Source organism: Achromobacter sp. SX5 (genome assembly GCF_056711425.1).
The window spans coordinates 83,865-98,768 of record NZ_CM160041.1; the positions used below are offsets into that span (position 1 = coordinate 83,865).

At 69.1% G+C, this 14,904-nt stretch carries 11 protein-coding genes; 4 read left to right on the forward strand and 7 right to left on the reverse strand.

Features of this window, described 5'->3' with window-relative positions:
• The first annotated feature begins 68 nt into the window (after positions 1-68).
• On the forward strand, positions 69-1,526 hold the full coding sequence (locus AC1M14_RS00395) for an MFS transporter (protein ID WP_479730749.1): 1,458 nt from the start codon (positions 69-71) through the stop codon (positions 1,524-1,526).
• 13 nt (positions 1,527-1,539) lie between these two features.
• Here the strand turns inward: AC1M14_RS00395 and AC1M14_RS00400 are convergent, their stop codons facing one another.
• The 6 genes from AC1M14_RS00400 to AC1M14_RS00425 all read right to left on the reverse strand — a co-directional run bounded on the left by AC1M14_RS00400 (position 1,540) and on the right by AC1M14_RS00425 (position 10,932).
• Entirely contained in the window at positions 1,540-2,760 is a 1,221-nt protein-coding gene (locus AC1M14_RS00400; RefSeq protein WP_209166037.1) for an MFS transporter, read from the reverse strand.
• 146 nt (positions 2,761-2,906) lie between these two features.
• Positions 2,907-4,919 carry an acetyl/propionyl/methylcrotonyl-CoA carboxylase subunit alpha gene (locus AC1M14_RS00405; RefSeq protein ID WP_479730750.1) on the reverse strand — a complete coding sequence of 671 codons (2,013 nt, stop codon included), beginning with the start codon at positions 4,917-4,919 and terminating at the stop codon, positions 2,907-2,909.
• A gap of 46 nt (positions 4,920-4,965) precedes the next feature.
• A complete protein-coding gene (locus AC1M14_RS00410; protein ID WP_111826231.1) occupies positions 4,966-6,573 on the reverse strand; it encodes a carboxyl transferase domain-containing protein in 1,608 nt (535 codons plus the stop codon).
• A 77-nt stretch (positions 6,574-6,650) separates the two neighbouring features.
• Entirely contained in the window at positions 6,651-7,832 is a 1,182-nt protein-coding gene (locus AC1M14_RS00415; protein WP_102772956.1) for an acetyl-CoA C-acetyltransferase, read from the reverse strand.
• A 33-nt stretch (positions 7,833-7,865) separates the two neighbouring features.
• Positions 7,866-9,743 carry a bifunctional isocitrate dehydrogenase kinase/phosphatase gene (aceK, locus tag AC1M14_RS00420; protein WP_479730751.1) on the reverse strand — a complete coding sequence of 626 codons (1,878 nt, stop codon included), beginning with the start codon at positions 9,741-9,743 and terminating at the stop codon, positions 7,866-7,868.
• Positions 9,744-9,753: 10 nt separating this feature from the next.
• Entirely contained in the window at positions 9,754-10,932 is a 1,179-nt protein-coding gene (locus AC1M14_RS00425) for an isovaleryl-CoA dehydrogenase (RefSeq protein ID WP_102772958.1), read from the reverse strand.
• A 244-nt stretch (positions 10,933-11,176) separates the two neighbouring features.
• On the opposite strand from AC1M14_RS00425, the gene AC1M14_RS00430 reads away from it, so the two are divergent.
• Positions 11,177-12,352 carry a M20 aminoacylase family protein gene (locus AC1M14_RS00430; protein ID WP_111826229.1) on the forward strand — a complete coding sequence of 392 codons (1,176 nt, stop codon included), beginning with the start codon at positions 11,177-11,179 and terminating at the stop codon, positions 12,350-12,352.
• A gap of 37 nt (positions 12,353-12,389) precedes the next feature.
• Entirely contained in the window at positions 12,390-13,361 is a 972-nt protein-coding gene (locus AC1M14_RS00435) for a tripartite tricarboxylate transporter substrate binding protein (RefSeq protein ID WP_209166042.1), read from the forward strand.
• 18 nt (positions 13,362-13,379) lie between these two features.
• Here the strand turns inward: AC1M14_RS00435 and AC1M14_RS00440 are convergent, their stop codons facing one another.
• Positions 13,380-13,760, reverse strand: a complete 381-nt coding sequence (locus tag AC1M14_RS00440) for a MerR family transcriptional regulator (protein ID WP_102772960.1) — start codon at positions 13,758-13,760, stop codon at positions 13,380-13,382.
• Between the two features lie 75 nt (positions 13,761-13,835).
• Between AC1M14_RS00440 and AC1M14_RS00445 the strand changes: the two genes are divergently transcribed.
• Positions 13,836-14,903 (forward strand): MBL fold metallo-hydrolase, encoded by a 1,068-nt coding sequence (locus AC1M14_RS00445; protein WP_111826227.1) that lies wholly within the window; start codon positions 13,836-13,838, stop codon positions 14,901-14,903.
• The last annotated feature ends 1 nt before the right edge of the window (position 14,904 follow it).

Here is a 14,904-nt window from a genome sequence, read left to right on the forward strand (position 1 = left end):
CATGCGATGCTTCAATTTAATATACGGTCGTACGTATATTAATACTTCATCCTTTTCGGGCCAACGACATGACCGATACTCCGACACCCGGCGCGAACCGCTGGTTCGCCCTGGCCGCCCTGCTTTCGGCGAATTTCCTCATCATTCTCGACCTCTTCATCGTCAATGTATCGCTGCCCAGCCTGCAGACTCGGCTGGGCGCGAGTTTCTCGCAGGTGCATCTGGTCATCGTCGCGTACGACGCCGCGCTGGCCGTGCTGCTGGTGATCGGCGCGCGACTGGGCGACCTGTACGGCCGGCGCCGCATTTTCCTGTGGGGGATGGGCCTGTTCACGGCCTCGTCGCTGATCTGCGGACTGGCCCCCGGTCCCGGGATTCTAATTGGCGCGCGCGTGGTCCAGGGCGCCGCGGCCGCCCTGCTGATGCCGCAGGTGCTGGCTTCCATCCGCGTCATGTTCGACGGCGCCAGCCGCGCGCGGGCCTTCGGCGCGATGGGCGCGGTGCAGGGCGTGGCGGCGACCATCTCGCAACTGGCGGGGGGCTTCCTGATCGAGCAGGACTATGCCGGCCTGGGCTGGCGCACCATCTTCCTCATCAATCTGCCCATCGGGCTGGCCGCGATGCTGGCCGCCCGCCTCTGCATCCGCGAGACGCGCGCGCCCGTCTCGAACCGGCTGGACGTGGCCGGCGCGCTGCTGGCGGCGCTGGGCCTGTTCCTGCTGCTGGTGCCCATCATGCTGGGCCACGAGCACGGCTGGCCGTGGTGGTCCTACGCCGGTCCGGCGGCCGCGGCGCCGGCGCTGGCGGTTTTCGTGCGCCATGAGCTGGCCTTGTCCGGCCGCGGCGGCGTGCCGCTGATCGAGATGGCCCTGTTCGCCAACCGCCGCTTCGTGGCCGGCGTGAGCGCGGTGTTCCTGTTCTTTTCCGCGATCAGTTCGTTCTTCCTGTCGCTGACCATGCTGCTGCAGTTCGGGCTGGAACTGAGCCCGCTGGCCGCGGGCGCGGTGTTCACGCCGTCGGCGATGGCGTTCTTCGCCGCCTCGGTCAGCGGCCCGCGGCTTGCGCGCTGGCTGGGCCGCCGCGCGCTGTTGCTGGGCGTGCTGGTGTTCGGCGCCGGCATCGCGCTTTCGGCGGCCGGCGCGATCCTGGACGTGGCCAACATGAGGCTGATCGTGGCGGCGCTGGTGTTGAACGGCGCCGGCCAGGGCATCGTGATCCCGCTGGCGCTCAACGCCGTGCTGGGCACGGTGCGCACGGAAGACGCGGGCATGGGCTCGGGCATTTCGTCGACCATGCAGCTGACCGGCACCACCGTGGGCGTGGCGGTGGTCGGCGTGCTGCTGTACGCCGCGCTGGGGGCGGCCGACCTGTCGGAGGCGGCGCGCGCGCAGCGCTACGGCCATGCGCTGGCCTGGGCCACGCTCTACAACCTGGCGGCGGTGGCGCTCAGCTTCGTGCTGTTCGCGCGCCTGACCGCGCAGGCCCCCGCGCCCGCCGCGGCGCCGGCGCAGGCGGGCGGCGATTGAACCGGCGGCGGCGTCATGCCGGCGCCAGCGAGCGCAGCTTGCGCAGTTCCGGGAACCACCACATCCACAGCCCCGCCACCGCCACGGTGCCCACGCCGCCGATCACCACGGCCGGCACGGCGCCGACCAGTGCGGCCAGCATGCCGGACTCGAATTCGCCGAGCTGGTTGGAGGCGCTGACGAACAGCGTGTTGACCGCGCTGACCCGGCCCAGCATGTGGTCGGGCGTGTTGAGCTGCACCAGCGAGGAGCGCACCACCACGCTGATGGCGTCGGCCGCGCCCAGCACCGCCAGCGCGCCCACCGACAGCGGGATCGAAGTGGATAGCCCGAAGACGGTGGTGGCCAGGCCGAACAGGATGAGCGCGCCGAACAGCAGGCGGCCCACGTGCTCGCCCAGGCTCAGCCGCGCCAGCGTCAGGGACATGAGCATGGCGCCGCAGGCCGGCGCGGCGCGCAGCGCGCCCAGCGCCCAGGGACCGGCCTGCAGAATGTCCTTGGCGAAGATGGGAAGCAGCGCGGTGGCCCCGCCCAGCAGCACGGCGAAGAGGTCCAGCGACAAGGTGCCCAGCAGCAGCCGGCGCTGGAAGATGAAGGTGATGCCGGCGAACAGGGTGCGCCAGGTGGTCGGTTCCTTGCGCGGCGGCGCGCGGTCCACGGCCATGCTGGCGATGGAGGCGAAGGCCGCCAGGTACAGCGCGGCGGCCACGCAATAGATCCAGCCCGCGCCCAGGCCGTAGCCCACGCCGCCCAGCGCCGGCCCGGCGATCTGCGCGATCTGTCCGCCCGAGGACGACAGCGCGGTGGCGCGCGGCAGCCACTGGCGCGGCACGATGGCGGGAATCAGCGTGGTGAGCGTGGGCGCCTCGAAGGCGCGCGCCGAGCTCATGACGATGAGGGTCGCGTAGATCAGCGGCCGCCCGCCCAGGCCATGCAGCGCGGCCGCGGCCAGGGTCAGCGTGGCCAGCGCCTCGACCGCCATGCAGATCGCCACGATCCTGCGCCGGTCGTAGCGGTCGGCCACGTGGCCGACCACCAGCGTCAGCGCGGCCATGGGCAGGAACTGCGCCAGCCCGATCAGCCCCAGGTCCAGCGCGCTGCCGGACAGTTCATAGACCTGCCAGCCCACCGCCACGGACACGATCTGGAAGGCCAGCGAGGCGCCCACGCGGGCGCACAGGAAATGCAGGAACGCGGGGCGGGACAAGGGGCTGGGGGCGTCGGGAGCGGGCATCGGGAAGCGGACGGGGCGCACGGGGAAACAGGCATTCTAGGGACAAGTCGCTGACGGGAAACTAATAGCAGAGGCGTCGTCCGTTGCGTAAACGGATCGGGGCGGCCCGTGGGCCGCCCCGATCCATTTCCCGCGATGGCGCCCGACTATTCCCCGATCGCCACCAGTTCCGCGCCTTCGGCCACCTGGTCGCCGACCGCGTAGAACACTTCCGCGACCTTGCCATTGGCCGGGGCGGAGATGGTGTGTTCCATCTTCATGGCTTCCATGACCAGCAGGGGCTGGCCCTTTTCGACGGTGTCGCCGGCCTGCACCGAGATCGAGATGATCTTGCCCGGCATGGGCGCGGTCAGGCCGCCGCCGTGTTCGCCCTGGGTATCCTGCGAATGCGCCAGCGGATCGTAGCGTTCCAGCGCGTGCGAGCCGGCGTCGGTGAAGACGTGGGCGCGGTCGGCGTGCAGCACCACGGTGCCGGCGCTTTCATGGCCGCCCAGCGTGATGCGCAGGCCATAGGCCAGGTTGGGATTGGCGCTGGCGTGGGCGCGCCACTGGAAGGCCTGCGGGCCGTCGCCGCAGTCCAGCGTCCAGGCCGCGCCGTCGCGCGCGATGAGCGCCTTGCGCGTTTCGCCGTTGTCCACCCATTGCAGCTCGCGGTGGTAGCGCCCGCCCAGTCGCCAGCCGTCGCGCGCGTCCCAGGGATCGGTGGCGGTCCTGGCCGGCGCGCCCAGTCCCTGGCGCACCAGCAGCGCGGCGCTGGCCAGGGCCAGCACGGCCGGGCCGGCCAGTTGCGGTTCGGGCAGCAGCGTGGCGCGCTGGCGTTCGATGAGGCCGGTGTCCAGGTCGGCGGCGGCGAAGGCGCTGTCCTGCATCAGCCGCGACAGGAACGCCACGTTGGTCTGCACGCCCACGGCCTGGGTCTGCGCCAGGGCCTGCAGCATGCGGGCGCGGGCCTGGTCGCGGTCGGCGCCGTGCACGATGAGCTTGGCGATCATCGGGTCGTAGTAAGGCGTGATCGTGTCGCCCATGCGCACGCCGCCGTCGACGCGGATGTCGCCGTTGGCGAATGCGGTGTGGGCCGGCAGGCCCAGGTAGGCCAGCGTGCCGATGGAAGGCAGGAAGCCCTTCTCGGGGTTCTCGGCGTAGATGCGGGCCTCGATGGCGTGGCCGTCGATGCGCAGGTCTTCCTGGCGCGCCGGCAGCGGCTGGCCGGCGGCCACGCGCAGCTGCCACTCCACCAGGTCGTGGCCCGTGATCATTTCGGTGACCGGGTGCTCGACCTGCAGGCGCGTGTTCATTTCCATGAAGTAGAAGCGGCCGTCCGGTTCGGCGATGAATTCCACCGTGCCGGCGCCGACGTAGCCCACGGCGCGCGCGGCGGCCACGGCGGCGTCGCCCATGGCGCGGCGGCGTTCTTCGGTCATGCCGGGCGCCGGGGCTTCCTCGATGACTTTCTGGTGGCGACGCTGCACCGAACAGTCGCGCTCGAACAGGTAGACGCAGTTGCCGTGCGTGTCGGCGAAGACCTGGATTTCGATGTGGCGCGGCTTTTGCAGGTAGCGCTCGATCAGCACGCGGTCGTCGCCGAAGCTGGAGGCGGCTTCGCGCTGGCACGAGGCGAGCGCGTCGAGGAAGGCGCCGGAGGATTCGACGACGCGCATGCCCTTGCCGCCGCCGCCGGCGCTGGCCTTGATCAGCACCGGGTAGCCGATGGCGTCGGCCTGCGTCTTGAGGAACTGCGGGTCCTGGTTCTCGCCGTGGTAGCCCGGCACCAGCGGCACGCCGGCCTTTTCCATCAGGGCCTTGGCGGCCGATTTGCTGCCCATGGCGGCGATGGCGGAGGCGGGCGGGCCGACGAAGGCGATGCCTGCCGCGGCGGCGGCCTGCGCGAAGTCTTCGTTTTCGGAGAGAAAGCCGTAGCCGGGGTGGATGGCCTGGGCGCCGGTGTCGCGCGCGGCCTGCAGGATGGCGTCGGCGCGCAGGTAGCTGGCGCGCGGCTCGGCGCCGCCGATATGCACGGCCCGGTCGCAGGCGGCGACGTGGCGCGCGTTGGCGTCGGCGTCGGAATACACGGCGACCGTGCGGATGCCCATGCGGCGGGCGGTGGCGGCCACGCGGCAGGCGATTTCGCCGCGGTTGGCAATCAGCAGAGTATCGAACATGGATGTGATCCGGGCTGAAGTGTTCTTGGAGTGCGGCAGCGCCGACCTACATGCGGAATACGCCGAACCGGGTGTCTTCGATGGGCGCGTTCAGCGCCGCCGACAAGGCCAGGCCCAGCACGCGGCGGGTGTCGGCGGGCGCGATGATGCCGTCGTCCCACAGGCGCGCGGTGGCGTAGTACGGATGCCCTTCATGCTCGTATTGCTCGCGGATGGGGGCCTTGAAGGCGGCCTCTTCCTCGGCGGACCATTGCCCGCCGCGGGCTTCGATGCCGTCGCGCTTGACCGTGGCCAGCACGCTGGCGGCCTGCTCGCCGCCCATGACGGAGATGCGGGCGTTGGGCCACATGAACAGCATGCGCGGCGAATAGGCGCGGCCGCACATGCCGTAGTTGCCGGCGCCGAAAGAGCCGCCGATCAGCACGGTGAACTTGGGCACGGCGGCGGTGGCCACCGCGGTCACCATCTTGGCGCCGTGGCGGGCGATGCCTTCGTTCTCGTATTTGCGGCCCACCATGAAGCCGGTGATGTTCTGCAGGAACACCAGCGGAATCTTGCGCTGCGCGCACAGCTCGATGAAGTGCGCGCCCTTTTGCGCGGACTCCGAGAACAGGATGCCGTTGTTGGCGACGATGCCCACCGGCATGCCGTGGATGTGGGCGAAGCCGGTGACCAGCGTGGGGCCGAAGCGCGCCTTGAATTCGTCGAATTCGGAGCCGTCGACGATACGCGCGATGACTTCGCGCACGTCGTAGGGCTTGCGCGTGTCGGCCGGAATGATGCCGTTGAGCTCGCTCGGGTCGTAGCGCGGCTCGCGCACCGGCGCGGTGGCCAGCGGCTGGGGTTTCTTGCGGTTCAGGCGCGCCACGGCGTTGCGCGCCAGCTGCAGCGCGTGCATGTCGTTGGCGGCCAGGTGGTCGGCCACGCCGGACAGGCGCGTATGCACGTCGCCGCCGCCCAGGTCCTCGGCGCTGACTTCCTCGCCGGTGGCGGCCTTCACCAGCGGCGGGCCGCCCAGGAAGATGGTGCCCTGGTTCTTGACGATGATGGACTCGTCGCTCATGGCGGGCACGTAGGCGCCGCCGGCGGTGCAGGAGCCCATCACCACGGCGATCTGCGCGATGCCTTGCGAGGACATCTGCGCCTGGTTGTAGAAGATGCGGCCGAAGTGCTCGCGGTCGGGGAAGACCTCGTCCTGCTGCGGCAGGTTGGCGCCGCCCGAATCCACCAGGTAGACGCAGGGCAGGTGGTTCTGCGCGGCGATTTCCTGCGCCCGCAGGTGCTTCTTGACCGTCATGGGGTAGTAGGTGCCGCCCTTGACCGTGGCGTCGTTGCACACGATCACGCATTCTGTGCCCGCCACGCGGCCGATGCCGGTGATGACGCCGGCGCCCGGCGCGTCGCCGCCGTACATGCCGTGGGCCGCCATCGGCGACAGTTCCAGGAACGGAGCGCCCGGATCGATCAGGTGCTCGACGCGCTCGCGCGGCAGCAGCTTGCCGCGCGCCACGTGCTTGGCGCGCGCGGCTTCGCTGCCGCCCAGCGCGGTCTGCGCGAGTTTCTGGTTCAGGTCGTCCAGCTGCGCCTGCATGGCGCGCGCATTATCGGTGTATTCCTGCGACCGCGTATTGATGCGGGATTCGATGATGGGCATGAGGGGGGCTACCCGGTTGGTTTGGCGGATGAGGGGTACGGTCCGAAGCGCGGCGCGCTCCGGACCGTAGCGGTGCTTCAGACCATCTCGATGGCCATGGCCACGGCTTCGCCGCCGCCGATGCACAGCGTGGCCACGCCGCGCTTGCCGCCGGTCTTGCGCAGCGCGCCGATCAGCGTGGCCATCAGGCGCGCGCCCGAGGCGCCGATGGGGTGGCCCAGGGCGGTCGCGCCGCCGTGGACGTTGACCTTTTCATGCGGCAGCTTGAAGTCGGCCATGGCGGCCATGGTCACCACGGCGAAGGCTTCGTTGATCTCGTACAGGTCCACGTCCTCGGCCTTCCAGCCGGTCTTGGCGAACAGGTTCTTCAGCGCGCCGACCGGGGCGGTGGTGAACCAGTTGGGTTCCTGCGAGTGCTGGCTGTGGGCCACGATGCGGGCCAGCGGCTTGACGCCGAGCTTCTCGGCGGTGGAGGCGCGCATCAGCACCATGGCGGCCGCGCCGTCGGAGATCGAGGACGAGTTGGCGGCGGTGACGGTGCCGTCCTTCTTGAAGGCGGGCTTGAGCGTGGGGATTTTCTCCGGCATGGCCTTGGCGGGCGCCTCGTCGGTGTCGATGACGGTGTCGCCCTTGCGGCCGGCGACGGTGACGGGGGCGATTTCCCACTTGAAGCTGCCGTCCTCGGACGCGGCGCGGGCGCGGCGCAGCGATTCCAGCGAGAAGGCGTCCTGCTGCTCGCGGGTGAAGGAATACTTGGCCGCGCAGTCTTCGGCGAACACGCCCATGGCCTTGCCCTTGTCATAGGCGTCTTCCAGGCCGTCCAGGGCCATGTGGTCGTAGACGGTGCTGTGGCCGTAGCGATAGCCCTGGCGGCCCTTGAGCAGCAGGTACGGCGCGTTGCTCATGCTTTCCTGGCCGCCGGCGACGACCACGTTGGCGGTGCCCGCGGCCAGCAGGTCGTGGCCGAACATGGCGGCCTTCAGGCCCGAGCCGCACACCTTGTGGATGGTGGTGCAAGACACGCCCAGGGGCAGGCCCGCGCCCAGCGCGGCCTGGCGCGCCGGCGCCTGGCCCTGGCCGGCCTGCAGCACGTTGCCCATGATGACTTCTTCGACCTGTTCGGGCTTGATGCCCGCACGTTCGACGGCGGCCTTGATGGCGACCGAACCCAGCTCGTGCGCGGCCAGGCCGGACAAGGCGCCCAGCATGCCGCCCATGGGGGTGCGGGCGACGGAAACGATGACGATGGGATCTGACATGACTAGCTCCTGTGAGGGTCGGGACAGCTCGGGTTACGAGGCCGCGTCGGCGCCCTGAAGGCGGGCGGGACGCAGGCGTCTGTCCGTATCGTAAGGGAAAAATTCTTCAATCCGGCCCTGCGCGACATGGGCCCGGCAGGCCTGCCACCATTCCGGTTCCAGCAGGTCGGCATGGTGACGCATGAACGCGCCGCGCACGCGCGCATCGCCCAGCAGGAAGCGTCCGAATTCTTCCGGAAAAACGTCGTTCGGGCCGATGGCGTACCAGGGTTCCGACGCCATTTCCGCCTCTTCGTTGGGCGCGGGCGGGATGCGTCGGAAATTCATTTCGGTCATGCGCTGGATTTCGTCGTAGTCATAGAAGACCACGCGGCCCAGGCGCGTGACGCCGAAGTTCTTGTACAGCATGTCGCCGGGGAAGATGTTGGCCGCGGCCAGCTGCCGGATCGCGTCGCCGTACTCGCGCACCGCCGGTTCCAGCAGCGCGTCGCCGGCCTGCTGCAGGTACAGATTCAGCGGCGTCATCCGCCGTTCGATGTAGACGTGGCGGATGACCACGGTGTCGCCCGATTCCTCGATCAGGCTGGGAACCAGCCGGCGCAGTTCCTCCAGCAGCGCCGGGGCGAAGCGGCTGCGCGGCAGCGCCACCTGCGAATACTCCCAGGTGTCGGCCATGCGGCCCACGCGGTCGTGCAGCTTGACCATCTGGTACTTGCGGCGCACGGTGGCGTGGTCCATGCCGTCCTTGTCGATGCGGTCCTTGATGAGCTTGAACACGTAGGGATAGGACGGCAGCGTGAACACGCACATGACCATGCCCTTGATGCCGGGCGCGATGTCGAACGCATCGTGCGAGTGGGCCAGGTGGTGCAGGAAATCGCGGTAGAACAGCGTCTTGCCCTGCTTCTGCAGGCCGATCATGGTGTAGAGCTCGGCCTTGGGCTTGCGCGGCAGCAGGCTGGACAGGAAATCCACCACCGCGGCCGGCGTTTCCATGTCGACCAGGAAGTAGGCGCGGGTGAAGCTGAACAGCGTGCTGAGATCGTCGGCGCCCAGCAGCAGCGCATCTAGCCGGACCTGGCCGGCGGGATTGCGCATCAGCGCCACGGCGAACGGATAGACCGTGGACTGGTTGATCAGGCGTCCGACGATATAGGCGCCCTTGTTGCGGAAGAACAGCGAACCCAGCGCATGGACCTGGCAGTCGCTGGCGATGCGCCGGCCCACGTGGCGCGGCAGCTGGGCGCGCAGCTGCCTGACGGCTGCGCGCGCCAGCAGGCGCGTGTCGCGCGGCAGGTCTTCGAAGGGCAGCGCCAGCCCGAAGTCCGCCACCATGCGGATCAGGCTGGCCTGCAGGCCTTCGGCCACGGGGTAGTACACCCGGTACGAAGGCTTGCGGCTGTCCAGGTAGTCGGTGGCCACGGCCGGGCGCACGAACAGGAAATCGTTGTGGAAATAGTCGCGGTGCAGGATGCGGCACGAGACCGAGTTGAAGAAGGTCTCGGCGCATTCGGGCTGGCGGTGGTCGCCCAGCAGGCTCACGTATTCGTGCTTGACCTGCTGCCAGAACGCGGTCTGCGCCGGCGCCAGCGGCGCGGGAGCGTCCGCCCCGTTGGCGCCATTGGAGCCATTGGACGCATGGGCGCCGCCCGGACGGCCGCGCAGCGCGCCTTCGAGCTGCGCGGCGCATTCGCGCACCCGCATGTCGTAGTACTCGATGCGCTCGCGCGACAGGTGCTGGATGCCGTGCCAGTCGCCGGATTCGAACAGCGCCTTGGCGCGCTGGGCGCTGTAGCGGAACAGCGCGTAATGGCGGTCGAAGCCCGCCAGGATCAGCTGCGCGACCTCCAGCGGCGAGGGCCCCGGCGCGGGAGCCTGCTCGATGTGCTGGACGTCGGACATGCGGATCATGGCGGGGCGCTCAGGCGGTTTCGTTGAACAGCTCGCGGCCGATCAGCATGCGGCGGATCTCGCTGGTGCCGGCGCCGATCTCGTACAGCTTGGCGTCGCGCCACAGGCGTCCCACCGGATACTCGTTGATGTAGCCGTTGCCGCCCAGGATCTGCACGCCTTCGCCGGCCATCCAGGTGGCTTTCTCGGCCGTGTACAGGATCAGCGCGGCGCAGTCCTTGCGCACCTGGCGCACGTGTTCCGAACCCAGCTTGTCCAGGTTCTTGCCGACCTGGTAGCAGAAGGCGCGGCTGGCCTGCAGCGTGGTGTAGAGATCGGCGACCTTGCCCTGGATCAGCTGGAATTCGCCGATGGCCTGGCCGAACTGCTTACGGTCGTGGATGTAGGGCACGACCACGTCCATCACGGCCTGCATGATGCCCAGCGGGCCGCCGGACAGGACGGCGCGCTCGTAGTCCAGGCCGCTCATCAGCACCTTGACGCCGCCGTTGACCTGGCCCAGCACGTTTTCCTCGGGGATTTCGCAGTCCTGGAACACCAGTTCGCCGGTGTGGCTGCCGCGCATGCCCAGCTTGTCCAGCTTCTGCGCCACGGAAAAGCCCTTGAAACCCTTTTCCACCAGGAAGGCGGTGATGCCGCGCTGGTGCGCCTCGGGATCGGTCTTGGCGTAGACCACCAGGGTGTCGGCGTCGGGGCCGTTGGTGATCCACATCTTGCTGCCGTTGAGCACGTAGCGGTCGCCCTTCTTGTCGGCGCGCAGCTTCATGCTGACCACGTCGGAGCCGGCGCCCGGCTCGCTCATGGCCAGCGCGCCCACGTGTTCGCCGGAGATCAGCTTGGGCAGGTACTTGGCCTTCTGGGCCGGCGTGCCGTTGCGGTTGATCTGGTTGACGCACAGGTTGGAGTGCGCGCCGTAGGACAGGCCGACCGAGGCGCTGGCGCGGGAAATCTCCTCCATCACGACCATGTGGGCCAGGTAGCCCAGGTTGGCGCCGCCGTATTCCTCGTCGGCCGTCATGCCCAGCACGCCGAGATCGCCGAACTTGCGCCAGAGGTCCATGGGGAACTGGTCGTTGCGGTCGATTTCTGCAGCGCGCGGCGCGATCTCGGCCTGCGCGAAAGTGCGCACCGCGTCGCGCAGCATGTCCAGATCTTCGCCCAGGTCGAAGTTCAGGCCGGGAAGATTCATCGCGTTCTCCGTGATAGTAGGTGCTTACTTTTATATGGGCGCTCCGGTGGCGCCGCCGAATTGTCCGAGAGGCTCATCATGCGCCGATCGGCAGTCGCCAGGCAATGATGCAGTGCAAATATTACGTTTACGTAAACGTAAATTGGATACGGGTTATCCCTAGGGAAACGGATTCTTGCCGGCGGGCGCCCCTCTGTACCATTCCAGAGGTCTTTCAAACCTAAATGACTGTGACGGAGTTGCTGTGCTGGAACTATCCCATCTGGACGAAATCGTGGCGCTGCGGCGCGATCTGCATGCCCATCCGGAGCTCTGTTACGAAGAGCACCGCACGGCCCAGGTGGTGGCGGACACGCTGCGCGGCTGGGGCATCGAGGTGCATACCGGCATCGCCAAGACCGGCGTGGTCGGCGTGATCCGGCGCGGCGCGTCGGCGCGCGCCATCATGCTGCGCGCCGACATGGACGCGCTGCCCATGCAGGAAGAAAACCAGTTCGAGCACCGCTCGCGCCATGACGGCAAGATGCACGGCTGCGGCCACGACGGCCACACCGCCATGCTGCTGGCCGCGGCGCGCCACCTGCAGACGGCAGGCGGTTTCGACGGCACGGTGTACCTGTGCTTCCAGCCGGCCGAGGAAGGCGGCGCGGGCGGGCGCGCCATGATCCAGGACGGCCTGTTCGAGCGCTTCCCCTGCGAGGCGGTGTTCGGCATGCACAACTGGCCGGGCTTGCCGGCGGGCACCTTCGGCGTCTGCGCCGGCCCCATGATGGCGGCCGCCAACGGCTTCAGGATCACGGTGCGCGGCAAGGGCGGCCACGCCGCCGCGCCGCAGGACTGCAGCGATCCGGTGCCGGCGCTGTTCGCCATCGGCCAGTCGCTGCAGACCATCCTGACGCGCAGCAAGCGGCCGCTGGACGCCGCGGTGCTGTCGATCACGCAGGTGCAGGCCGGCGGCAGCGTCATCAACGTGATTCCGGATTCGGCCTGGTTGGGCGGCTCGGTGCGCGCCTACAGCACCGGCGTGGTCGACCTGATCGAGCGGCGCATGAACGAGATCGCGGGCAGCATCGCGGCGGCCCACGGCTGCGAGGCCGAGGTGTTCTTCGAGCGCCGCTACCCGGCCCTGGTCAACACGGCGGCCGAGACCGAGTTCTGCATGGAAGTCATGCGCGAGGTCGCGGGCGAGGACCATGCGCGCGTGATCGAGCCGGCCATGGCGTCCGAGGACTTCGCCTTCCTGCTGCAGGAGAAACCCGGCTGCTACGTGTTCCTGGGCAACGGCGACGGCGAGCACCGCATGGCCGGCCACGGCCTGGGCCCGTGCATGCTGCACAACGCCAGCTACGACTTCAACGACGCCCTGATTCCGGCCGGCGCCTCCTACTGGATCCGCCTGGCCCAGCGCTACCTGGCCTGAGCGCATCCCTTCCACGCAACATCCACGACAGGACGATATGAAAAAGAAGACTCTGCTGATCGGGGCCGCGGGGGCGGCCCTGGCGATCATGGCCGGCGGCGCGCTGGCGCAGGACTGGCCGGCCAGGCCGGTGACGCTGGTGGTGCCCTACACCGCCGGCGGCAGCGCCGACGCGATCGGGCGCCGCCTGGGCGAAGTGCTGCGCAAAGAGGCCAACGCCACCGTCATCGTCGAGAACAAGCCGGGCGCCGGCGCGTCGCTGGGCACCGACTTCGTGGCGCGCGCGCAGCCCGACGGCGCCACGCTGCTGCTGGCCTCCACCAGCCCGCTGACCATCTATCCGCACCTGTCCAAGACCAACTACGACCCGATGAAGGACCTGACGCCGCTGGCCAGCGTGGCGGTCGCGCCCGTGGCCATCGTCGCGACCAAGGCGCTGCCGGTGCGGGACTTCGCCGGCCTGGTCGAATACGCCAGGGCGCATCCCGATGGCGTGCGCTACGGCACGCCGGGCCAGGGCACCGTGGCCCACATCGGCATGGCGGCGGTCACGGCCGGGACCGGCGCCAGAATGCTGCACGTGCCCTACCGCGGCAACAGCCAGGCGCTGACCGACGGCCTGGGCGGCGTGGTGGAGCTGCTGGTGGTCAATAGCGACGTGGTGCTGCCGCACGTCGCCAGCGGCGCGCTCAAGCCGCTGGCCGTGATGGCGCCGCAGCGCCTGGCGGCCTGGCCCGAGGTGCCGACCATGGCCGAGCTCAAGCTGCCGCAGGCGCAGTACTACTCCAACTTCGGCGTGTTCGCCCCGGCGAACCTGCCGCCCGCCGTGGCGCAGCCGCTGCAGGCGGCGCTGGCCAGGGCCGTGGCCAGCGCGGAATTCAAGGACCTGCTGGCCAAGTCCTACCTGCAGCCGGGCACCGCCGCCGGCGCGGCCTTCGCCAAACAGGTGCAGGAGGAATACGCCAACAACGCCCGCGTCATCGAGGCTGGCGGCATCAAGGCGCAGTGATCGCGCGGCCGCGGCGTCTCAGGGTTTCTGCGCCAGCAGCTCGCGGCATTGCCGCTCCTGCTGCGCGATTTCCCGCAGGGTGTCCTCGATGTCGCGGCGCTGCTGCTCCAGCGTGGCGCGATGCTGTTGGAGTACGCTGAGGTACTGGCGCAGCTGGACCTCGGTGTCGCCGGGCCCGTCGTACATGTCGATCAGGGTCAGGATCTCCGACAGCTGCAGGCCCAGCCGCTTGCCGCGCAGGGCCAGCTTCAGCCGCGTGCGGTCGCGCGGGCCGAAGATGCGGTTGCGCCCCTCGCGCGCCGGGCTGACGATCCCCTGATCTTCATAGAAGCGGATCGTGCGGGGCGTGACGTCGAATTCGCGTGCGAGTTCGGAGATGGTCCAGGTTGACGAGGACATGCGAGCTGTGGCAGTTTACGTAAACGTAAATTATGATGACTTGACCGGAACGTCAAGCGTGGAGCGAGAGAGGCGATGAACCCCAACGAGCAGAAACTGCAGTACCCCTGGGCCGACTTCCAGCCGGAAGCGGGCCGCGCGCATGTGGTGGCCGATGGCGTCAAGTGGATCCGCATGCCTTTGCCGTTCGCGCTGGATCATATCAATCTCTGGCTGTTGCGCGACAACATCGACGGCCGCGAGGGCTGGACCATCGTCGATTGCGGCATCGCGCGCGACGAGGTCAAGACCCTGTGGGAGCAGGTCTTCGAGAACGAACTCGACGGCCTGCCCGTGCTGCGGGTGCTGGTCACCCACATGCACCCCGACCACGTCGGCCTGGCCGACTGGCTGTGCGAGCGCTGGAACGCGCGCCTGTGGATGACCATGACCGACTTCATGGTGGCCTCGCTGTGGTCCTCGCGCCGCACGGACGCGGGCGCCGGCCCCGGCGGCCAGGCGGCGGTCGACCACTTCGCGCGCCACGGCCTGACCGATCCCGGCGCGCAGGAACAGATCCGCCAGCGCGCCAATTACTACCCCAACCTGGTGCCGTCGGTGCCCGCGCGCTACACCCGCATCATGCACGGCGACCAGGTCCGCATCGGCGGGCGCGACTGGCGCGTGATCGTCGGCTACGGCCATGCGCCGGAACACGCCTCGCTGTTCTCGCCGGACTTGGCGGTGCTGATTTCCGGCGACATGGTGCTGCCGCGCATTTCCACCAACGTCAGCGTGTTCGACTACGAGCCCGACGCCAACCCGCTGCCGCTGTACCTGCGCTCGCTGGACCGCTACGCCGACCTGCCGCGCGACACGCTGGTGCTGCCGGCGCACGGCCGCCCTTTCAAGGGCCTGCACGAACGCATCGCCCAGCAGCACGAGCACCATCGCGACCGCCTGGCGGAAGTGCTGGAGGCCTGTGCCGGCCAGCCCCAGTCCACCTCGGACATCGTGCCCGTGCTGTTCAAGCGCAAGCTCGACCTGCACCAGCTGACCTTCGCCATGGGCGAGGCGCTGGCGCACCTGCATGCGCTGTACTTCGAGGGCAGGCTCAAGCGCGAACTGGGAACCGACGGCATCGTCCGCTTTTCGGCCGCCTGAG